General features: G+C 71.5%; 17 protein-coding genes. 11 read left to right on the top strand and 6 right to left on the bottom strand.

The genetic code is table 11. The features are described from left to right. Window positions 1–97 precede the first annotated feature (97 nt). From PUR26_RS05515 to PUR26_RS05505, 3 genes are all read left to right on the top strand, one after another. Complete coding sequence (locus PUR26_RS05515; RefSeq protein ID WP_329869751.1) at window positions 98–1291, top strand: sensor histidine kinase; 1194 nt, start codon at window positions 98–100, stop codon at window positions 1289–1291. Further along, window positions 1288–1941, top strand: coding sequence for a response regulator transcription factor (locus tag PUR26_RS05510; RefSeq protein WP_329869750.1), 654 nt, complete (start codon window positions 1288–1290; stop codon window positions 1939–1941). Before PUR26_RS05515 ends, PUR26_RS05510 begins: the two co-directional genes overlap by 4 nt. Window positions 1942–2272: 331 nt before the next feature. After that, a complete protein-coding gene (locus tag PUR26_RS05505; RefSeq protein WP_329869748.1) occupies window positions 2273–2980 on the top strand; it encodes a class I SAM-dependent methyltransferase in 708 nt (235 codons plus the stop codon). Between the two features lie 350 nt (window positions 2981–3330). Here PUR26_RS05505 and PUR26_RS34600 read toward each other — a convergent pair whose 3' ends face one another. Then, window positions 3331–3633, bottom strand: coding sequence for a peptidase inhibitor family I36 protein (locus tag PUR26_RS34600; RefSeq protein ID WP_443076979.1), 303 nt, complete (start codon window positions 3631–3633; stop codon window positions 3331–3333). A 1723-nt stretch (window positions 3634–5356) separates the two neighbouring features. Here PUR26_RS34600 and PUR26_RS05495 point away from each other — a divergent pair. After that, window positions 5357–6907 (top strand): non-reducing end alpha-L-arabinofuranosidase family hydrolase, encoded by a 1551-nt coding sequence (locus PUR26_RS05495; RefSeq protein WP_329869746.1) that lies wholly within the window; start codon window positions 5357–5359, stop codon window positions 6905–6907. A 146-nt stretch (window positions 6908–7053) separates the two neighbouring features. After that, entirely contained in the window at window positions 7054–7476 is a 423-nt protein-coding gene (locus PUR26_RS05490) for a hypothetical protein (protein WP_329869744.1), read from the top strand. Between the two features lie 305 nt (window positions 7477–7781). Here the strand turns inward: PUR26_RS05490 and PUR26_RS05485 are convergent, their stop codons facing one another. After that, window positions 7782–10022 carry a glycoside hydrolase family 9 protein gene (locus tag PUR26_RS05485; protein WP_329869743.1) on the bottom strand — a complete coding sequence of 747 codons (2241 nt, stop codon included), beginning with the start codon at window positions 10020–10022 and terminating at the stop codon, window positions 7782–7784. Between the two features lie 376 nt (window positions 10023–10398). Here PUR26_RS05485 and PUR26_RS05480 point away from each other — a divergent pair, with 376 nt between their 5' ends. Continuing rightward, window positions 10399–11520 carry a GH12 family glycosyl hydrolase domain-containing protein gene (locus tag PUR26_RS05480; RefSeq protein WP_329869741.1) on the top strand — a complete coding sequence of 374 codons (1122 nt, stop codon included), beginning with the start codon at window positions 10399–10401 and terminating at the stop codon, window positions 11518–11520. A gap of 143 nt (window positions 11521–11663) precedes the next feature. Then, window positions 11664–12740 (top strand): lytic polysaccharide monooxygenase auxiliary activity family 9 protein, encoded by a 1077-nt coding sequence (locus PUR26_RS05475; RefSeq protein ID WP_329869739.1) that lies wholly within the window; start codon window positions 11664–11666, stop codon window positions 12738–12740. Window positions 12741–12882: 142 nt separating this feature from the next. On the opposite strand, the gene PUR26_RS05470 is transcribed toward PUR26_RS05475, so the two are convergent. From PUR26_RS05470 to PUR26_RS05460, 3 genes are all read right to left on the bottom strand, one after another. Further along, complete coding sequence (locus PUR26_RS05470) at window positions 12883–13569, bottom strand: DUF4230 domain-containing protein (RefSeq protein WP_329869737.1); 687 nt, start codon at window positions 13567–13569, stop codon at window positions 12883–12885. 182 nt (window positions 13570–13751) lie between these two features. Then, window positions 13752–14330, bottom strand: a complete 579-nt coding sequence (locus tag PUR26_RS05465) for a hypothetical protein (protein WP_329869736.1) — start codon at window positions 14328–14330, stop codon at window positions 13752–13754. 203 nt (window positions 14331–14533) lie between these two features. Beyond that, a complete protein-coding gene (locus tag PUR26_RS05460) occupies window positions 14534–15163 on the bottom strand; it encodes a hypothetical protein (RefSeq protein ID WP_329869735.1) in 630 nt (209 codons plus the stop codon). Between the two features lie 255 nt (window positions 15164–15418). On the opposite strand from PUR26_RS05460, the gene PUR26_RS05455 reads away from it, so the two are divergent. From PUR26_RS05455 to PUR26_RS05440, 4 genes are all read left to right on the top strand, one after another. After that, window positions 15419–15760 (top strand): YkvA family protein, encoded by a 342-nt coding sequence (locus PUR26_RS05455; RefSeq protein WP_329869733.1) that lies wholly within the window; start codon window positions 15419–15421, stop codon window positions 15758–15760. A 205-nt stretch (window positions 15761–15965) separates the two neighbouring features. Further along, window positions 15966–16739, top strand: a complete 774-nt coding sequence (locus PUR26_RS05450; protein WP_329869731.1) for a serine/threonine protein kinase — start codon at window positions 15966–15968, stop codon at window positions 16737–16739. Window positions 16740–16763: 24 nt separating this feature from the next. Then, window positions 16764–18311, top strand: a complete 1548-nt coding sequence (locus tag PUR26_RS05445; RefSeq protein ID WP_329869729.1) for a serine/threonine-protein kinase — start codon at window positions 16764–16766, stop codon at window positions 18309–18311. Window positions 18312–18753: 442 nt separating this feature from the next. Continuing rightward, window positions 18754–19821, top strand: a complete 1068-nt coding sequence (locus PUR26_RS05440) for a BTAD domain-containing putative transcriptional regulator (protein ID WP_329869728.1) — start codon at window positions 18754–18756, stop codon at window positions 19819–19821. 318 nt (window positions 19822–20139) lie between these two features. Here PUR26_RS05440 and PUR26_RS05435 read toward each other — a convergent pair whose 3' ends face one another. Then, the gene (locus PUR26_RS05435; RefSeq protein ID WP_329869836.1) at window positions 20140–21177 is read right to left on the bottom strand and encodes an alpha/beta hydrolase; all 1038 of its coding nucleotides are present in this window, start codon (window positions 21175–21177) and stop codon (window positions 20140–20142) included. Window positions 21178–21250 lie beyond the last annotated feature (73 nt).

Raw genomic sequence — 21250 nt, 5'->3', positions numbered from 1 at the left:
CCTCCGTCCTCGGGCCGGACATAGCGGCCGGTGGGAGGAGTTGTCTCCTCCTGTGGCAGGAGCCCGTGGGCATGGGCCTCCGCCTATCGTGGGCCGTGTGAACCGACCTTGGATCGAGCTTGCGTTCGACGGGAGATTCGCCGGCATACGGGTCCTGGCGCTCGCCGGCGTCCTGATCGGTGATCTCCTGCTGCGGAACCGGCCGTCCGGGGCCGGGGAGTGGGGCCTTGCCGCAACCGGGCTCCTGCTGTGCCTGGCCGCGGGTAAGTGGGTGTTCGGCGCGCTCCTGGCGCAGTCGGCCCTGCTCGTCGCCGCGCACGCGCTGGGCGCGAGCACCGTTTCTTCGCTGAAGGTGCTGGCCGCCGTGACTCTCTTCGAGCTGGCGGTTCGGCAGGCCGGGCGCCGCTCGGCCGCCGGGGCGACGGCACTGGCGCTTGCCGTCGCCGTGAACCGCCTTGAGGACCTGCCGGGCGAACTCCTCCCGGTGCTGTACAAAATGGGTGTCGTCGCAGGTCTGCCGCTGCTCCTGGGCGCGTACGTACGCGTGACCCGCGATGCCGCGGTCCATGCCCGTCAGTACGCGGAGCAGCGGGAGCTCCGCGGCGAACAACAGTTGCTGGCCGCCCGCGCGGCGGAGCGCACCACCATCGCGCGCGAGTTGCACGACCTGGTGGCCCACCACGTCTCCTCCATGGTGCTGCGCGTGGGTGTCGCCCGGCATGTCATCGCCGCCACCAGCACCACCGACCCGCGGATCACCGAAGTCCTTGACGACCTGCACTCCAGTGCCAGCACGGCCCTGACCGATCTGCGGCGCCTGGTGGCTCTCCTGCGGGCCCCGGATCGGAACGGTCCCGACACCGGCTCCCTGGTCACGCCAGGGGCACTGCCGGCGGCATTGGAGGCGGTGGTGGAACTCAGCCGCCAGACCGGCCTGTCCGTCACCGCCTCCGTGGATCCCGGTGTCGCGCGGCTTGACGCGGTGCGCGGCCTCGCGGTCCTCCGCCTGGCCCAGGAGAGCCTGGCCAACGCGGCCAAGCACGGCGGGCCCGGCACACACGCCGAGCTGGCCGTGAGGGTGGCCGATGATGTCATCCATGTGACGGTCCACGATGACGGGGCCGGAAGGGCCCGGCCACCGGCCCCGGGGCCTTCCGGACACGGCTTGATCGGCATGCGCGAACGCGTGGACCTGCTCGGCGGCCGACTGGATGCAGGCCCCGCGGCTCAGGGTTGGCGGCTGACGGCCGAACTGCCCGCCCCGGCGCCCGAAACGGAGCCCCAGCTGTGATCCGCATCCTTGTCGTCGACGACCAGCACCTTGTCCGCATGGGATTGCGCATGCTCTTCGAGCAGGCTCAGGACATCGAGATCCAGGGCGAGGCGGACAACGGCGCGGAGGCGGTACGACTGGCTGAACGCCTCACTCCCGACGTCGTCCTCATGGACCTGAGAATGCCCGGCATGGACGGCATCACAGCGACCCGCCGCATCCTTGCCGCGCGACCCGCCACCCGTGTCGTCGCCCTCACCACGTTCGACGACGACGACCATCTGTATCCGGCGCTCGCAGCCGGCGCCTGCGGCTTTCTCGTCAAGGACACCTCACCGACCGAACTGCTCGAGGCCGTACGCCGGGCGGCCAACGGAGAGGCCCCCTTCAGCCGGGACGTCCTTGACCGCCTCGTCGCCCGGGCTCTCCACACCCGTCCCTCCTCCGACGCCCCTACGGACATCCCGGTGCCGGCCATTACCCCGCGCGAGCGGGAGGTACTGGGCCTGCTCGGTGTGGGCCTGTCCAACAAGGAGATCGCAGACCGGCTGAACCTCGGGGTCACCACGGTGAAGACACACGTGGCGAGCCTCATGGCGAAGACGGGCCGGGACAACCGCATCCGTCTCGCCGTTCTCGCCGTCCTCACCGGTATCACTCCACCATGACCCCGTCCCTGTTCCGAGTGCCGCCCTGAGACGGGCGCGTCCTGGAGGAGGGCGGCGAGCCCGGCAAGGTCCTCGCCCACCGCATCCCCCACACCCGCGGACTGCTCGCCGATCCCGCTCGACTCGATATCCCGCCGGTCCCTCTGCGGATGCCGTGGACGTGCCCTGCGTCAACGCGCAGCCGTCCGGAGCGCCCCAGCTGTTTCACGTGGTGCCGACTTCATCTGTGCGGACTGGTCAGAGAGTGAGCCGTGTGCCGTTACCGGGGCCTCTGTCGGAACCGCGTTCGGGACGGTGACAGCGGCGCGTGGTGTATTCCAGCCCCGCCGGTATGACGCAGTTCACCGCCGGAGTCCTGATCGTGGATCCGCCGGGCCGTGCGCGTCCGCCGTGGCAGGGTCGGACCATGCCCTTCGATCACAACGACCACTATCACCGTCTGCTGTTGCGCCAGGTGCCGCGGAATTGCGGTGCGGCCCTGGACGTCGGCTGTGGGACCGGTCGGTTCGCTCGTCAGCTCGCTCACCTGGGCATAGAGGTCGATGCGATCGACCCTTCGGAGGAGGCCATCGCGGAGGCCCGCGCGCTGTCGGGGCGGATGTCCGGTGACCGGAGACCACTCTTCCAGCACGCGGACGTCACCGATGTCGAACTGCCGCAGGCCCACTACGACTTCATCTCGTGCCTCGCCAGCATCCATCACATGCCGTTCGACACCGTCGCCGCATTGCGTGACGCACTGGCGCCCGGCGGCGTCCTCGTGATCTTGGGCTGCTATCCGGAGAAGACCCGGCTCGACCGGGTGTGGAGCCTGGTGGCTGTACCCGTCAACGCTGTCGCCAGAGTGGCCGTCGCTTTGAACGACAGGCTGCGCCCTGCCGCTGCTTCGACTGGTCGAGCACGGGTGAAGGCGCCGGTGAGGCAGCCGACCCTTCCGCTGCCGCAGATCCGTCAGGAGGCTGCGGCCCTGCTGCCCGGGTGCAGCATCCGCAGGCTCCTCTTCTGGCGCTATCTGCTCGTCTTCCGCAACAGCGGCTGACGGGACCTCTGCCCGCGCCCGCCGCAACTGCACCTCCCGATCACTGTGGTTCGCCGTGCTGGGCGGCGGCTGACCCGGCTTGTTGCGGCGGCGGCCTCGCAGGGCCGGACGATCTCCTCGTGCTGTGCGGCGAGCCGGGCCAGGGCCTGGCTGTTGCCGCCAGAGGACGAGCAGTTGCTGAACGCCGAAGCCGCCCCTTCCCGGGTCTCGGCCGTGAGCCGGCGCACCGGGGGCAGGACTTGCCTCCAACCGCCGTGGCCGGGTTTCTCCAGCCCGGCCACGGGGCTGTCGTCCCACCCGATGGCCCGGCCAGTCAGTACCGACCGTGGGAGGAACCGAACGCGCCAAATTCAGCAGTTGTCATCGGTGTACGCCAAGTAGACCGACTTTGCCTGAGTGTTGCCGTTCTTATGTTCGGACGGGACACAGTACTGACCGCCGGAACCGCCCGTTCCTAGGGCGATCGCGGCGTCATTCCCACGGTTGTTGTAGAAGGACCGCGCCGTGAACCGGAGATTCTGCCAGTAACCGGGATTCTGGTACTGGAGCCTGTCTCCGTATCCGCCCGTCTGGCTGTAAAGGCACATCCAGCCGTCCGGACAGTCGTATGCCGATGCCGTCGCGGTCCGGGCGGACGCCGAAGTGTTCGTCATCGAACCCGCTTGATACGCCCGGATCGGCCGTGGGTTCGTCACTCCCGGATCTTCGGGCCTTCGCCAGGGACGCACCACCCCGGGCCCGGCGACCGGAGGCTTGTGCTCATTGCGACGGTCCGGCGTCGGCTGATACGTCGCCCCCCGCCGGACCGTTGCCGATGCCCCGATCTGCGCGACGTGCCTGGTCGGCGACGGCACGTCGTGATCACGGTCCGGGTGGTGGTGAGCCGGGCACGTGCGGCGACCGGTCGGCCCCGTCCGGTCAGGCGCACTCCTCGCGCACCCCGGCCGTGCGCACAGCCGCGAGGAACTGATGCGGGACGTGGGGGGAGTTCGGGGACCTGTCCACCGTCGCCGTCCACGTCCGCCGGTTGCGGGCCGAGATCGAGGACGACCTGGCCCGCTGGGGTGTCGCCCGGAGCCGGGACCTCGCGCGGGCCGCCCGTGCCTTCGGTGTGGCCGGCAGCTTCGCCGTCCCGCCGACCAGAGCCATCGCGGAACTGGGCGGCGTCCCGCGGATCCCCGCGTACGAACTCGGTGCCGGTGCCGGATCGGGGGGCGTGGGATGCGCGGCGCAGCAACGCGTCGAAGACCACCGCCTCTTACCCCTCGGCCCCCAGCGCGGCCACGACGTGCGAGCCGGTGAACCGGGCTCCTCCCGGCGGCCTGCTCGGCCGGAGGCAGGGATCCGCTGCTGACGGTGTACCCCGGCGGGCAGCAGCCCAGGAGGATGTACCCCATCGCGGGTGCGAGCGACCGCGCGGTGTCGTCGTACGAACTTATGTGTGGCATAGACCTGCCAGGCTCGGGTGATTCCGGCAAGGCGGCGAGAACCACGCATGCGTCCGTCTCGACGTACCGGTCTTCATATGCCAGGTCGGCACGGTGCTCGTCTTCCGCGCCGACGGCTCACACCGAGGACCACGGATTACCACTGCGTTCCGCGGTGGCGGCCGTGCCGGTCCAGGGTCACCGGTGGACCGCACGGACGCCGGTGGGACTGTTCCCTGCACATCCGATAAGTGGCGTGCCTCTGCCACAAGGGCGTCAGCAGGTGCGGCACGGGCCATACGTCCTTGTGAAACGCCACGCGCAGCGTCGACGGCCGGGCCCACCCGGGAACAGCCCGGCCGCCACCACCACTCCCCCTCACCACCACCGCTGCCTGCCGCCGTCACTCCGCCGAGCCGTCGGCCCGTCCGCGCCCAGTTCCGCCACCACAGGGTGGAGGGCAAGAGGGGGGCGCCACGGTGCCGCCCGGTGGGCACGGACCGCAGGGCACCACGACCGGGGATGAGTTCCGGCAGTCGAGCGGACCTCTGCCCGCGCGCCCCAGCCGCGAAAGAATCGTTTTGAAGAGCGAAAGTTACGCCCCTCGGTGACCAGAGGACGAAGTGGCCTGGCGAGGGGCGCATCGGATCCCAGCGGCAGCGGCGATACACCGTCCGGCGCGTTCACCGCCTGCCCATTGGGTCGTTGAGCTGGGGAAAAGGCGCAAAGGCCGGGCAGTCCACGGCCGAGGGGGCGGGGTCACGGCAGGTGCCCCTGTGGGCGAAACAGTTTCGATGAGCCAACCGAATGACGCAGGGGGCTTGACGCGCCCCCGGCGCTGTCCCCGATTCTTGTCGTTCGGGAAGTCGAAACATGTTCGACTTCCCGAACGTGCGGCCCACAGATCTGCCCCTGCCCGACGACCTTCGACGCAGCGAGGAGCACGCATATGTCATGGACTGATCACCCAGTGGACACGGCCACGAGGAAACGCCACGGCACGCTGTGGCGCTGGCGGCGAAGCGTAGGAGGGATCGCGCTGACGGCACTGCTCGCCGGCCTGTGCCTCGCCCTCACCACAACGCCGGCGTCGGCCGCCTCGGTCGACACCAGTGCCTGGTACGTCCTGGTCAACCGCAACAGCGGCAAGGCGCTGGACGTCACCGGCCGGGACGCCGACAACGGAGTGGGCCTGCAGCAGTACACCCGTAACAACGGGGCGTGGCAGCAGTGGCGATTCATCGACTCCGGAAGCGGCCACTACCGGTTACGCTCCCGTTTCACCGGCAAGGTGCTCGACGTGTCCGCCCAGTCGACGGCCGACGGAGCCCGCATCCAGCAGTGGGACGACGCCAACGCGACCAACCAGCATTTCGGCCTGGCGGATTCCACGGGCGGGTACATACGGCTGATCAACCGCAACAGCGGCAAGGCCGTCGGCGTCGCGGGCGCCTCCACGAGCGACGGTGCCGCCGTCGGGCAGTACACGGACCACGACGGAACCTCCCAGCAGTGGCAGCTGGTCAGGGTCGGGACCGTGTCGAACTCCCTGCCCTCCTCGTTCTCCTGGGTGTCCACAGGGGTACTGGCCGAACCGCAGTCGGACTCCTCGCACAACCTGGTGTCGATCAAGGACTACTCGGTCGTCCGGCACAACGGCAAGTACCACGTCTACGCCACCACGGCGAGCACGTCCGGGGGCTGGAACCTGGAGTACTTCAGCTTCGACAAGTGGGCGAACGCCTCATCGGCGACCCAGCACCACCTGGACTCCTCCGGCATCGGCACCGGCTACCGGGCCGCGCCCCAGGTGTTCTACTTCGCCCCGCGGAACCTCTGGTACATGGTCTACCAGACCGGGCCACCCACCTACTCCACGACGACCGACCCCGGCAACCCTTCCTCCTGGTCCGCCCCGAAGACCTTCATCTCCTCGGAACCGCCCATCGTGACCCAGAACAAGGGTGACGGGCAGTGGATCGACTTCTGGACCATCTGCGACACCGCGAACTGCTACCTCTTCTTCAGTGACGACAACGGGCACCTCTACCGCGCCCAGACCACGCTGGCGAACTTCCCCAACGGGTTCGGCAACACCACCATCGTCATGTCCGACTCCAAGTTCGCCCTTTTCGAGGCCTCCAACGTCTACAAGGTGTCCGGGAAGAACCAGTACGTGCTGCTGGTGGAGGCCATCGGGACGGGCGGCCGCTACTTCCGCTCCTGGACCTCCAGCAGCCTCACCGGCACATGGACCCCGCTCGCGTCCACCGAGAGCGCCCCGTTCGCGGGCAAGGCCAACGTCTCCTTCAACGGCACCGCCTGGACCGACGACATCAGCCACGGCGAAATGATCCGTTCGGGCAACGACCAGACACTGCCGATCGACCCCTGCCATCTGCAGTACGTCTACCAAGGACGCGACCCGCGCTCCAGCGGTGACTACTCACAACTGCCTTACCGCATGGGCCTGCTCACCCAGGCCAACTCCCCCTGCTGACCCGAACAGCAGCAGGAGCGGCCGCCGCACCGGCCAGGAGCACGCCCCGCTCCCGGGCCCGGCAGGACCCGGGAGCTGCGGGAACCCCGTACGGGAGCGGACGGGCCGACCGGCGCCGGGCACGGCCGGACGGCCATACTGGGGACATGACAACGCCTCCGGGGTTCGGGCCCCCGATACCGACGCAGCCGCCGTACGGAACGCCCCCGCCGCTGTACATGGCGCCCCCGGCCCCGTACGGAAGCCCCGCGCCGGGACCGTACGGGGCCCCGCCGCCGGGCGACGGGCCGGAGTTCGTGGCGCACGACCGGCGCAGCTCCGTGATCGTGGACCCGTCCGGGGTGTCCCTGGAGATCAACGGCCACACCATGGACTTCCCGTGGGCCGCCGTCGCCACCGTGCACCACGCCCCCTCCCCGCACGGCGGCGCCATCCTCATGGTGGCCGTCGCCCATCCCGGCGGGATGCTCTACGAGTGCAGGATCGACGCCAAGCGCAAGGCCCGGCTCCACCAGTGGCTGGCGGAGCTGGGCCCTGTCCTGCACCACTACCTCGCACATCGCCGCTGACGCCCAGGGCAGGTGGTGGACGTCCGGGCCGCCGGGTCGACCATGCGTTCCCCGGCGGACGCGCCCCGGTTGGCCGACCAGGTCGTCACCGGTGACCCCACGACGGGGCGCCGAGCCCTGCCCGGCCGCCCAGCCCTGCTCGGCCATCGGCCCGAGGACCACCGTCCCGAAGGGACTGCCCCCCACCGGCACCGGCACCGGCAGCCGCAGCCGCAGCCGCAGCCGCGAGAGTGGTTCCCGGTCTCGCCCGCCGGAACCCGGCGCCCGACCCGCTGCTGTTCCGTGCCCCTTCCGGGTGAGCCGGATCAGCCCTGGTCGGCCACGAAGGAGGCCATCCAGGTGAGGGCGGAGTTCCAGTTGATCGTGAGCTCGTTGGTCGACCAGGACTGGATGTCGTCGATGTAGCAGAACTGACCGGTGCATCCCTGGAGCTTGCTCTGGGCGAGCGGGTCCTGGATGCTCGAGTTCGGACCGCCGGACAGCGAGCCGGCCGGCGGGCGGGGCAGCTTCGGGTCCAGCTGGTGGGCGTACCAGCGGCTGTGCTGGTTCTGCGAGCTGACCTCGCCGAAGCCCGTGACGTACGAGATGTTCAGGGCGTTGCGGCCCAGGATGGCGTCCATGCCCTGGACGGCCCCGTCGCGGTACTTCGCGCCGCCGGTGATGTCGTAGGCGGTGGCCAGGACGACGGCGTTGTTGAGGATCTGATGGGTGGAGCCCCAGTCGTACCTGTGGCCCTCCGGGGCGTACGGCATGCCGTAGGCATGGGCTTCCAGCGTGGCCAGGTAGCGGTCGGCTCCCTTGCGTACGGACTGACGGACCTGGTCCCGGCCGGGCAGTCGGCTGGGGACGGTGGCCAGGTCGAGCCGGGCGGGGACGGCCGTGCGCGCCCAGTCGAAGCTGATCGGCCCGAAGATGTCGGCGCTGTGGACCGGCGAGTTCAGGATGTGGTCCTGGAACTCCTTCCCGCCCGTGGTCAGGTACAGCTCGGTGGCCGCCCAGTAGAACTCGTCGGTGACGTCGCGATCGGCGTAGGCGCCGCCGCCGATGCCGTCGCTCTCGGAGGCGAGGACGTCGGGGTGGGCGAGGGCCGCGGCCCATGCCTTGCGGGCCGCCGCGAGCGCGCCGGTGGCGAACCGCGGGTCGTACGGCTTGTACAGCCGGGCCGCCTGGGCGGCGGTCGCCGCGAGGTTCAGGGTGGCCGCGGTGGTCGGTGGGTGCAGCTCACGCTTCTGCGGATCGTCGGAGGGCATCAGCGGCAGGCCGGTCCACTGCTCGTCATGGATCTTGTGGTGGACCATGCCGGCGAGGGGTGTACCGTCCGGCACCTGCATCCTGAGCAGGAACTCCAGCTCCCAGCGGGCCTCGTCGAGGATGTCCGGGACCTGGTTGCCGCTCTCGGGGATGTTCAGCGTGCCGTCACCCAGTTTCTCGGCCTGTCCCGTGCGGGCGAGCCGGGCGCGCTCGTAGGTGCTGAGGAGCTGCCAGACGGAAATGCCGCCGTTGACGACGTACTTGCCGTGGTCACCGGCGTCGTACCAGCCGCCGGTGACATCGAGCGTGTAGTCGCGCACGCCGGGCCGGCAGGGCACGTTCCCGTCGCCCTGGTTGGGGGCGACGTCGATGTGGCCGGCCTTGCGGCCGTATCCGGGCCGCAGGTCGTCGCGAATCCCGATCCCGCTGCGCTGGGTGTAGTAGAACTTCGCGGCGTCCAGGCGGAGCCTCTCGTAGGCGGCGGTGCCGATGTCGAAGGGCCGGCTGGTCTCGCCGTCGGCGACCAGGGTGAAGCCGTCCCCCGCGCCGCGGTGGTCGCTGAAGTGGATCGAGTGGACGTTCTGCCCTGAGGAGGGGTCCAGACCGCGCGGCACGGTCCAGCCACCCGCGACGACGGCACCGGAGGCGTTCTTCAGCTTCCAGGGCAGCCGCTCGGTCGCGTCGGTGACGAGAGTGGCGTTCTTCGGCCCACGGGGCAGATAGGCGACCTGGTTGACCCGGACCCGGGGGCCGGTGTCCGGCTTGTACTCCTCCGGCGGCACGCCGCCCAGCAGGGACACGTCGTCGAGACAGAACCTCCAGGGGGCCGCGCCGCCACCGAGCTGGAAGGCGACTTGGCCCTGGGCGGTGTCGACGGGGGAGACGAACGTGTAGGTGTACGTGTCCCCGGAGACGCTCAGCTGAGGAGTCACCTCGTGATACGCGTCGTACGGCGACACCTGCAGGCCCACGACCGCGCGGACGGAGTTGCCCTCGGGGGCGCCCGTCGCACTGAACCTGAACCGGTACGACTCTCCCTTGACGAGCGTGATGTCGTTCTGCCCGACGGCGGCGTCCCAGCGGTTCGGCGTACCGCCCGGCACGTCGGCGCAGGCCCTGCCGCCGGACAGCCCGATGGTCACGTTGTCCGTCCACCACCCGTCGGTCGTCGTGTCGAAGGTGCCGTTCCTGATCTGCTCGACCTCGTCCGCCCCTGCCGGGCCGACGGGCACCGCCGTGAGGCCCGTCGCCAGCAGGGCCGTCAGGGACAGCAGGGCGGTTCTGCGTCTGTTCACGTCTGGGCTCCTCGGTGGGGGCGGAGCGACTCACGGATGGGAGCGCTCCCATACCGGCGTTGGCCATAGTCGCCGCTGGACCGCGGACACGTCAACGCCCCTGACAGCACGTCGTCGACACGTAGGCGGCGCGGACCTCCCGGGGGCGAGGGGCCGGCGCCCGCGTCTCGATCACCCGCGGAAGGCCGCCCCCGGAGGGGCGGCCTCCTTGGCGGCGCGGGTGTCGTTCGGGCTGCTCGGTCCGGTGGGTTGTCAGGGGCACTACAGGCTCCTACAGTGCCCTCAATACCAGGTGGGAGCGCTCCCAGCGACGGATGTCCGGGAGCGCTCCCATTCAACCGGCACCGCTCGGTCCCCCTCCCAGAGAGGCCCCCGCATGCGAGCGTCACCGCACCGCCCCGGAACCGCGCGCGGCATGCTCGGCGCGCTGCTCATCGCTCTCGCCACCGTCGCGGCCCTCGTGGCCGCCGCGCCGGCGGCCCAGGCCGACACCCAGATCTGCGAACAGTACGGCTCGACCACGATCCAGGGCCGCTACGTGGTCCAGAACAACCGCTGGGGCACCAGTGCCACCCAGTGCGTCACCGCCACCGACACGGGCTTCCGGGTGGACCGGGCCGACGGCGGCGTACCCACCAACGGCGCCCCGAAGTCCTACCCCTCGGTCTTCAACGGCTGCCATTACACGAGGTGTTCGCCCGGGACCAATCTCCCCGCGCGGGTCAGCGGCATCTCCAGTGCCCCCAGCAGCATCTCGTACGGCTATGCGGCCGACGCCGTGTACAACGCCTCGTACGACATCTGGCTGGACCCCACGCCGAGGACCGACGGGGTGAGCCGGACCGAGATCATGATCTGGTTCAACAAGGTCGGGCCGATCCAGCCGATCGGCTCACCGGTCGGCACCGCCACCGTGGCCGGGCGCCCCTGGCAGGTGTGGACGGGGAGCAACGGCTCCAACGACGTCATCTCCTTCGTCGCCCCGTCGGCCCTCCCCGGCTGGAGCTTCGACGTCATGGACTTCGTCCGGGAGACCGTCTCCCGGGGCATGGCCCGGAACGACTGGTACCTGACCAGCGTGCAGGCCGGCTTCGAGCCGTGGCAGAACGGCGCCGGGCTCACGGTGAACTCCTTCTCCTCGGCCGTGAACCTCGGCGCCCCCGGCACCGGCGGACCCGGGCCGTCACAGGCCTGCCAGGTGACGTACGCGACCAACGTCTGGTCCGGCGGCTTCACCGCCGACGTCACCGTCGCCAACACGGGTTCGCTCCCCGTCGCCCCCTGGACGCTGTCCTTCACCCTGCCCTCCGGGCAACGCCTCACCCAGGCGTGGAACGCCGCCGTCACAGCGGCCTCGGGGACCGTGACGGCGACCGGCCTCGCACACAACGCGCGGATCGAGACCGGGACCGGCCAGACGTTCGGTTTCCAGGGCACCTACAGCGGCACGTTCGCCGAGCCGGCCGGGTTCAGCCTCAACGGTGCCCCCTGCACATGATCCGATCCGCGACCGGTCCCGGTCACCCCGGCCGCACCCCTCCCCTCCCCGCGTGCGCGGGGAGCGGAGCTCCGTACCGGAACCTCACCACAGGAGGAGCACACCCACCGCAGAACAGCCCCCACAACCGCACAGGAGACACGATGGCTGGACGCAAGATCCGACTTGCCTCCCTGCTGGCGGCGCTCGCGACGCTGCTCGGTGGCATCTGCCTGACCCTGCTGGGCCAGGGCAGCGCGCAGGCGCACGGCGTCACGATGACACCCGGGTCACGCACCTACCTCTGCTGGCTGGACGCGAAGACCAGCACCGGCGCCCTGGACCCGACCAATCCGGCGTGCAAGGCGGCGCTCAGCGAGAGCGGCGCGACCGCGCTGTACAACTGGTTCGCCGTGCTCGACTCCAACGCGGGCGGACGCGGGCCCGGTTACGTCCCGGACGGAAAGCTGTGCAGCGCCGGTGACCGGTCGCCGTACAACTTCACCGGTTACAACGCCGCCCGCACCGACTGGCCCCGAACCCATCTGACGTCCGGGAAAACGATCCAGGTCAAGCACAGCAACTGGGCCGCGCACCCGGGCTCCTTCCGCGTCTATCTGTCCAAGCCCGGCTACTCGCCCGGATCCGCGTTGGGCTGGAGCGACCTGGAACTGATCCAGACCGTCACCGATCCACCGCAGTCGGGCTCACCGGGCACGGACGGCGGGCACTACTACTGGAACCTGAACCTGCCCTCGGGCCGCTCGGGTGACGCGGTGATGTTCATCCAGTGGGTGCGCTCGGACAGTCAGGAGAACTTCTTCTCCTGCTCCGACGTCGTCTTCGACGGCGGCAACGGCGAGGTGACCGGCATCCGCGGCTCAAACGGCACTCCGGCCCCGACCCCGACGCCCACACCGAGCGACCCGCACACCGGGTGCATGGCCGTCTACACCGTGACCAGCTCCTGGAGCGGTGGCTTCCAGGGTTCCGTCGAGGTCATGAACCACGGTACGACGGCGCGTGACGGCTGGGCCGTGAAGTGGACGCCCGGCGCGGGCACCCGCGTCAGCAGTCTGTGGAACGGCGGACTGAGCACCGGATCCGACGGCTCGCTCACGGTCCGGAACGTGGACCACAACCGGACCATCCCGCCGGACGGCAGCGTCACCTTCGGGTTCACCGCGACATCGACCGGCAACAACCTCCCGGTCGGCTCGCTCACCTGCGTCAACCCGTAATCGCCGAGGAAGGGGCGCCGGTTCCCCCGTATCGCGGGGGAACCGGACTCTCCGGCCTCAGCGGGACCCTCGGCGAGGGATCCGGCGTCCGCTCGACGCACGACTCCCGGCCAGGACCGGTGAGAACCGGTGAGAACCGGTGTCATGCGTATGTGACGGTGACCTGTTCGAAGCCCAGGGCGCGAAGCAGACCGTGGAGCATCGAGGTGGTGTTCTTCTCGGCACGCAGCGTCAGGTCGCTCTCCTTGGCGGCGGCGCCGATGCGGTCGGCGGCGAGGACGTGGACGGCGCGCTCGTCGGCCGGGTTGTCGGAGAACAGGTCGCCCAGCCGGTCGATCAGCCCGCGCTGCTTCGAGACGGTGTAGGAGCGCTTGGGATCCACGGCCGGCTCGGCGAGTCGCGCATGCGGCAGCCGGAGGGTGGCGGTGGTGCGCTTCTCGTCGACGGTCACGCTGCCCTGGCCAAGGCTGCCGAAGTCGACGTAGGCGGCCACGCTGCCGCTCGCGACGAAGAGCGTACGCGTCCCGCGGATCGAGTCGGGCAGCAGCCGGGCGTCCTTCTCCAGGTCGACCACCACCTGGTAGTTCCCGGCGGCGCCCTCGTACCGGTGCATGTCCTGGATGGACTTCAGCACCGCCGGTCCGGAACGGTCCTGCGTGTCGACGCCGAACACGTCGTCCAGGTAGGGCAGATGGACGAACCGCCCCAGGAGGAACAGGACCAGGGACAGTGCGACGAGCACGACGGCGACGACAGCGGGCCATCCGCGCGGGGCCCGTTCACGGCTCGGCGTTCTGCGCGGAGCCGCCTCTTCTGCGTGTTCTCGCATGTGCTGCGGGTGCCCCGCGAGCGGGTCGCCACTCGCAACACGCCCCGAAAGCAGTCCTGTTGAGCCCTTCGGAGTGGCCGTCTCCGGCCGGGTGCGCGACTTCCGGCGCGGCCCGGGGCCCGGCATGACAGAAGCCCCCTGGGATCCAGGGGGCTTCTGTCCTCCGCGTGGGTGGTGCCGGGTCACGCCCGGAGCAGCCGTTCCGTCACCTCACGGTAGGTCCGCAGGGTGAGCCGGAGCTGCTCGGTGTCGGGGCCCGGGCCATCCGGATGGCCGTTCTCCTGCCAGCCCGCCCGCAGCGCGGTACGGCGGTCCCTCAGCGAGGCGATGAGTTGCTGCTCCGCCTCGGCGAGGACCTCGGCCGCCTCGGCGACCGAGTCGTGGGGCGAGTCGACGAACCCGGCGAGCGCGTGGTGCAGACGCTCGCCGAGGCGGTCGCGCTCCCCGTCGCCGAGCAGTTGCCCGGCCGGGCCGTCGCCGTCGGCGGAGAGCCGGGGTCCCCTGGCGGACGCGGCGCCGGCCACACCGCCGACGTCGTGCGCGTCACGGTGGCCGTTGCCCGGGCCGCGGCCGTCGCCGGAAGCGTGGCCCTCGCCCGACCGGTCCGTCGCGTCCCGTCCGCGCGGCGCGACGGGGGTCGCGGCGGGAGCGCTTCTACGGCTCCCGCCACTCCGGCCCGTGGCACCGGGGTCCTCGGACGGGACGGCGGACTGTCGCCCCTGCGACAGCGTCGTCGGAGGCTGAGCGGTCGGCGGGGACATACCGACCGCTGGTGCGGGGGGTGGTGTCGCGGGACGTGCGGTGCGCTGGCCGGGCACGGCCTGGGAAGGGACTTCCCCGCTTCCGGCGGGCGCCGGCCCGTTCGTACCACCCGCCGCGCCCGGGGCCATCGGGGACACGGGTGCGCTCCGCGCGTCTCCGTCGTCCCCGCCCGGTGTCCACTGGTCCCGGTTCTCGCGTGCCATCACGCGCCACTTCCCTTCGGGTTGAGGAGATGCCCACTCTTCCGCCCGGACATCGGGCGTGTTCCACCAGCCTCGGCGCCGACCGGACGCCCGGCCGCCGTCAGGTCCTCGAACAGAGCACGTGCGTGGACCAGGGCCTCCCGCAACTCTTCGGTGGAGGCGGACCCGGAGTGCGCCGCACGGCGTACCGTGCGCAGGCCCTCCACATGGTGCGGATGATGCACCGACAGCGCGGCGAGCTGCTCCTCTCGCCGGTCGGGCTCCGGGAAGCCCCGGGTCGCGGCGATCCGCGTGAGGAGCTCGTCTGCGTCGGCGACGGCCTGCCGCGGCGCGTCGACGAAGCGCTCCTGGAGCATGGTCCACTGCGCGACGTAGTGCTCGCGGACCGCCGGCTCCAGCGGCAGAGGACGGATACGGCCGTATTGCTCGACCCGCTCACGCAGGTCGTGGTGGGCGGACTCGCTGTCGCCGCCGTGCCGTTGGAGAGTGCGGTCGTACTCGGGGCCGAAGCGCCGCTTGAGGGAGCGCGTGCCACTGCCCGTGCCCGCGCGGGCCCGGAACAGGACTCCGGCCACCAGCAGCGCGGCGACCAGCACCGCGACGATCAGAACTACGGTCAGGGTCGACATGGATGCCTTCCTGGACGGTGACTCCTGGCTGGCTGTTGGTCTGCTTGCTGGGCGCCCGTCGAATCGCCTTGCCGCTTGTCGGGCGGTCAAACCAGAAACACTCCGGTGTCACCGGTTCGGCCGGCCGGGGGGCCGCCGACGGGCACGGCCGCCGACGCCGGAGAGCGTGCCGGGCATCGCGGCCCGTCGAACGCCGCGGACGCCCGTCACGGCCGGGGCCGACACGGCCGGGCGCTCACGGGGTAGGAGAGCAGCATGGACAGCGCTCTCTGGCTCATCGTGTTGGTGGTCCTCGTGCTCGCGGTGGCGGGCTGCGCGGCCGTTCTGCTCGTACGGGTCCTGCGGGCTCGTCGGCTGCTGCTCGACGCCGGCGTCCCGCTGCGGTCCAAGGCCCTGTTCTGGACGGCGGTGGTCTACACGGTCTCGCCGCTCGACCTCATTCCGGATCCGGTGTACCTGGACGACGTCGGCGTACTCCTGGTCGCCCTGCGAGCACTGCATGCCGCGGCCGCCAGGAGCGGGGCGGGCCGCAAGGACCTGCCCTCGGCCGCGGAGGCCTCGATCAGGGGTCCGAAGAGGGTGCCGCCGCCCCTGTGAGGGCGGCTTCCGGTGGAGGTCCGCGCGGCCGGCCCACCGGTGGCCGCCGGACGGTGCGGTCGTGGCCCCGGTCCGGTTCCCTCCTGGCGAGCCACCGCTCCGGGCGGCCCGCCCCGAAGTGGCCGATGCCACACGGTGAATTCCCATGTGCGGGCGGTAGCGTTCTTCGTGTCGGGCAGCGGTCGGCACACGGGACGGGGGCGCTGTGAGCGGGATTGTGGTCCACCTGCCGGAGGGCGTCGGCGGCGACGCGGTGACCCTGCGGCTAGGTCCTGGGGAGCGCGTGCGCTTCGGCCGCGGTTCCTCCACCACACCGGTCGACCTCCGCCTCGGTGACGAGGCGGTCTCTCGGCTGGCCGGTGAGATCCGCGCGACCGACGACCACTGGCAGCTGAGCAACCTCAGCACCACTCACGGCTATCTCGTGGAGAACCCGGAGGGCGCCGGCGAGTACCTGCGGGTCCCCCCGCGCCGTGTCGGGGCGCCGATCCCGTTCGAGTTCGCCCGGGTGGTGCTCCCCTCACGCCGCGAGAGTCCGGTGTACTTACAGGTGTTCGCGCCCGACCACGTCTATCTGGACCCCCGGGCGACGGGCGGCTCCTGGGAGAGCCGTACTCTCACGGCGTACTCCCTGGACGAGACCGCCACGTACTTCCTCGTCCTCGTCGCGCTCTGCGAGCCATGGCTGCGCGACCGCTCGCCGGTCGCCGTGCCGACCACGCCCCAGGTCGTCGAGCGGCTGCGCGCCCACGCCGCCCGCGCCGGGATCACCGCCCGGGCGGTCAGTGCGCACATCGACTATCTCGCCGACGAGAAGCTGCGGATCGGCCCGCCCGCCCAGGACGGGGCCGCCCGGGCGGACCGTCGCAACGGCAAGCGCGAGGCCGTGGTCGGGCTCGCGCTGAAGTTCGGGATCGTGTCGGAGGAGCACCTCGCGCTCCTGCCGCCCCGCTCCGAGCCCACCGAGCCCGGCCGGTAGGGCCTGGTGCGGAGGGTGGGCGACGTGGCCGCTTCCGGCGACGGCGGGGAACTCCTGCCCCCGGGCCACCGGGTCGGCGACTGGATCGTGGAGGAGCCGATCGGCGCGGGCGGTTGGGCGACCGTGTACGCCGGCCGCCCGGCGCACCCGGGGGGCGCGGGCGGGACCGCGCCTGGTCAGGGGCCGCCCGCCGGATACGAGTGCGTCCCGAACGCCCCGCACGTGCCGCGAGGGGCCGCTCCGCACGGCGCGGGCCGGGGCCTGGCGTGCGGGACGGCCGGCGCCGACCAGGTCGCCCTCAAGATCATGCCGACCGCCGGCCTCTCCCCCCGCCAGGCCCGCACCGTGGCCGAGGCGGCCCGCCGTGAGGTCTCACTGGCCCGCACCGCCCCGCACCCGAGGCTTGTCCGGCTCCTCGACACGCTGGTCCTCAGCACCCCGGACCGGCCCGCCCTCGACGGCGCGATCGTCCTCGTGATGGAGCGGGCCCGATGCAGTCTGCGCGACCTTCTCGACACCGGCGTGGACGAAACCCGGGGCGGCCGGATCATCGCCGGGATCTGCGAGGGCCTCGCCCATCTGCACCGGGCCGGCTGGGTCCACACCGACCTCAAGCCCGAGAACATCCTCATCGGCCGGGACGGCGAGGTACGTCTCTCCGACTTCGGCTTCGCCATCGAGCTGACCGGCACCCACGGCTACTCGCCCCCCATGGGCACCCTCGACTATCTCCCGCCCGAGCGGTGGAAGGAGCCGCTCGGCGAGCGGGGCGTTCGGGTCAGGGCCACCGCCGACATCTGGGCGCTCGGCATCGTGGTCCACGAGGTGTTCGCCGCCGGAGTCTCCCCCTTTCCCGGTGCCACGCCGACGGCGCGGAGCGCCGCCGTGCAGGAGTACGCCGAGGGGCGCACGGCGTTACGGATGGACCACGGCGTTCCGGAATTCTGGCGGGCTCTGGCCGCCGACTGCCTCGCCCCCACCCACACGGCGCGCGGCCCGCACACCGCCGAGAGCCTCCTCGCGCGGATCCGCGCCCACGAGGCCGGGCGCCGCCCGCGCCGGCTCCCCCGCCTCCGTATCGCCCTCCTCGCCCTCTCCGCCTGCGCGGTGGCCGGCGCGGCAGCGCTCTGGTGCTACCCGGGCGCGGGAGCCGACGGAGCCGGCGAGGGACCGGCCCGGGTAAGGGTGTTCAACGCCGAGCGCGGCTGCCAGGACCGGGCGGACCACGACCCCCAGTGCAGCCTCGGCCTCGCGATCGACCCGCTGCTCCCGTACACCGCGCGGAATGTCGTGACGACCCGGGTGTGGCACGGCGATCTGCTCGAAGCCGACTGCCAGCTGCCCGAGGGGCAGCCCATCATCGACGAGGAGGACATCAGGTCCACCCTCTGGTTCCGGGTCCGCGTCCCCCCTCCGCACCGTACGGAGGGCACCCGGGCCACGGGGCACGCGGACGTGCGGGGGGCGGCGACCGCCTGGCTGCCGGCCGTGCGGACGAGGGACCGTCCGGCCCTGCCCCGGTGCGCCCAGGGCGGAAGCCCGCAGGTGCGCGCCCCTCTTCGAACCCCTTGAAGCCGACGCGAGGACGAGCCCCGTCATGCCCCAGCCGGTGACATGCGACGCCCCGCCATGCCCCAGCCGGTGGCATGCGGCCTTGTGCCGCCCCACCGCCGCGTAACGCCTCCGGATGTGAACGGCCGGGCAGGCGGTCGACCGCCCCGGGCAGGGGGCCGACCTGCTGAGGGGGGTACGACGGCCGGGTACACCCCCGCCGCCCCGAGGGGGAGCCGGGCGCGGCGTGATGGTGGTGCGCGCACCCGCGGGCCGCCCCCGTCGGCCTGGGCGAGGTCCGACTCCGCCGGGGGGACTTCCGGAAACCGGCCGGGACCCGCTCCCCGGGGGGGCCGTCGCGGATGTCACTCCGGATGGTTCCGGATGCCTGGCCCGACGCTTCCACCACTACCTTGTCGACGACGTCCGCCGGACCGACCGGTCCCGAGCCCGGGGAGCAGCGATGCCCACACCCGCCACCACCGGCCGCCCCACTGTCACCGTGCTCGGGCATCAGGAGCGCGAGGTGCTCTCCGCGGTCGGCTGCGGCCTGCGGGACGACGAGATCGCGGCCGCCCTCGCCGTCCCCCAGGACTCCGTGGCCGAACACCTGGCGCGGATCCTCGTGAAGCTCGGTCTGCGCGACCGGGCCGCCGCCGTCGTCCACGCCTTCGACTGCGGCCTTGTCGTCCCCGGGTGCGGCCCCCGCGCCCGGCCGGTGGGCCCGGTGCCGCTGACCGCCGGCCGAGGCGCCGGAGCGACGGTGCGGATCTCCCTGCTCGGGCCGCTGCAGGCTTGGCAGGGCGGGCGGCCGCTGCGCCTGGGGCATCTTCGCCAGCAAGCCGTACTGGCGGCGCTGGCACTGTGCGCGGGACGGACGCTCAGTCCCCAGGAACTGCTCGACGGGGTGTGGGGCGCGGAGCCGCCGGTCGCGAACGTGGTGCCGGTGTACATCTACCGATTACGCAAGACGCTGCACGCCGGGGACGGCCCGGACCCGGTCATCGAGCACGACCGGCGCGGCTACCGGCTGGTGTCCGGCGCGGTCGACGTGGACGCCGCACGCATGGAGGAACTGGTCACCGACATCGGGACAGCGGATCGAGCAGGCGAGCCCGCAGAGGTGATCCGCCTGTGTTCCCGGGCCCTGGACCTCTTTCGCGGGGAGCTCCTGGCCGGCCTGCCCGGTCCGCTCGCCGAAATGGAACGGCTGCGGCTCACGGAGCGCAGGATGGCCATCGTGCAGCGGAAGCTGGAGCACCAGCTGAGGCTCGGCCAGTACTCCGAAGCGATCGCCGAGTTGTTCGCCCTGCTCGCGGCGCACCCCCTGAACGAGCCGGTGGCCGCGATGCTGATGCGGGCGCTGTACCGCAGCGGCCGGCAGGCCGACGCACTGACCGTGTTCGACCGTGCCCGCCGCCGTCTCGCCGACGACCTCGGGGTTCCTCCGAGCCGGATGCTGCGGCGGACGCACCAGATGATTCTGAGCGGGGACGAAGCCGGCCTCGGCCTCACCGGGGCAGCCCGCTGACGGGACCGACGCGGGGTGTGCCCGGCGGGCGACAAGGACGACCGGCTTGCGGAGCAGCCGGATGCCCCGCAAGCCGTCACGTCCACCGCCCCGTGCCGGAACGACCCCCTGCGGCCAGGCCTCCGGCCGCCGCTCAGGCATGACCGGGGTCCATCGCGCGGAGCCCGCCGCCGGTGCCGCCGGTGCCGTCGGGGCCACTGCGCCACGAGGGCCCGGGCGGCGGGGGCCGGCGGGGCGAAGCGGTCCGACGTGCGGCGGCCGGAGTGTCATGGCCGGGCCGGCCGGATGCCGCCACCGCCTCTGACCGCTCCGGGACGGTCAGGAGGTGAAGGCCCTCTCCAGCCGGGGAATCAGGTCCCTGAGATCCTGCTCCCAGCAGCCGGCGGTGTGGCCGCCGGTGCACCGGGTGCCCCAGCCTGCGCCGTCGCCGTAGTTGACGTAGTAGTAGGGCATGCCCAGAGCGTCCATGCGGGCCTTGACGTTCTTGGCCGCGCCCGAGACCCAGAACTCCATGTCGAGGGGCGATCCGCCGCCGTCGCCCGTGTAGATGGAGACCCCCACCCCGGCGAGCCTGTCCATGTGCTGGGACGGGTCGACCTCGTTCCACCGCCAGTCGACGTTGAAGACCGGGTAGGGCGAGCCGAACAGGGCGTCGCTGTCCACGCCGGGCTTGTACGGGGACTCGTTGGGGTCGCAGTAGCCGGATGCCGAAGCGCACATCGCGCCCAGGGCGTCGGTGACGGAGGCGACGACGGCCATCCGCAGGTCCATGGAGTTGGCCGACAGGTCGATGTCGCCCGAGAGGGACGCCGTCTGGCTGAACAGGTCGGGACGGACCTGGGCGTAGTGGAAGGCCCCGAAGCCGCCCATGGAGACGCCGGCGATGGCCCTGGCCTTCTTCGCCGCGATCGTCCGCAGGTTCGCGTCGATGAACGGAATCACCTGCTTGAGGTGGAAGTTCTCCCAGTTCTGGGCACCGAGCACCGTCTTCTGGTTGAGCCAGTTCGCGTACCAGCTCCGCGCTCCGCCGTCCGGGATGACGGTGATCATCTCGTTCGACATGGTCAACGCCGGATAGTTCTGCTGGATCGGGTCGTCGGGGGAACCGTGCAGGAAGTACATCACCGGGTAGCGCCTGGCCGGGTCGTCGTAGTACCCGCTCGGCAGGATGATCTTGATGTGCTGCTCCCCCGCGACCTCGGGCGTGGTCACGGTGAGGTAGAAGTCGGTGGCACTTCCGGTCGCCGCTCCGACCTGGGTCAGGCCGAACCCGTTCGCCATCGGCGGCGGCGCGGTGCCGCCTTCGGCTGCTTGTACCGGTCCCGCCGGCGCGACCAGGGCCACGGCGGCGAGCATCCACGCCACGGCCGCTCTCCGCCAGTTCGCTCTCCTTGTCACAGTTCTCCCCCTCGTGAGGTTGTCGGCATTC

This window comes from Streptomyces sp. SP18CS02 (assembly GCF_036322365.1).
In the GTDB taxonomy this organism is placed as follows: Bacteria; Actinomycetota; Actinomycetes; order Streptomycetales; family Streptomycetaceae; genus Streptomyces.
This window is presented reverse-complemented; position numbering and strand designations above follow the sequence as displayed.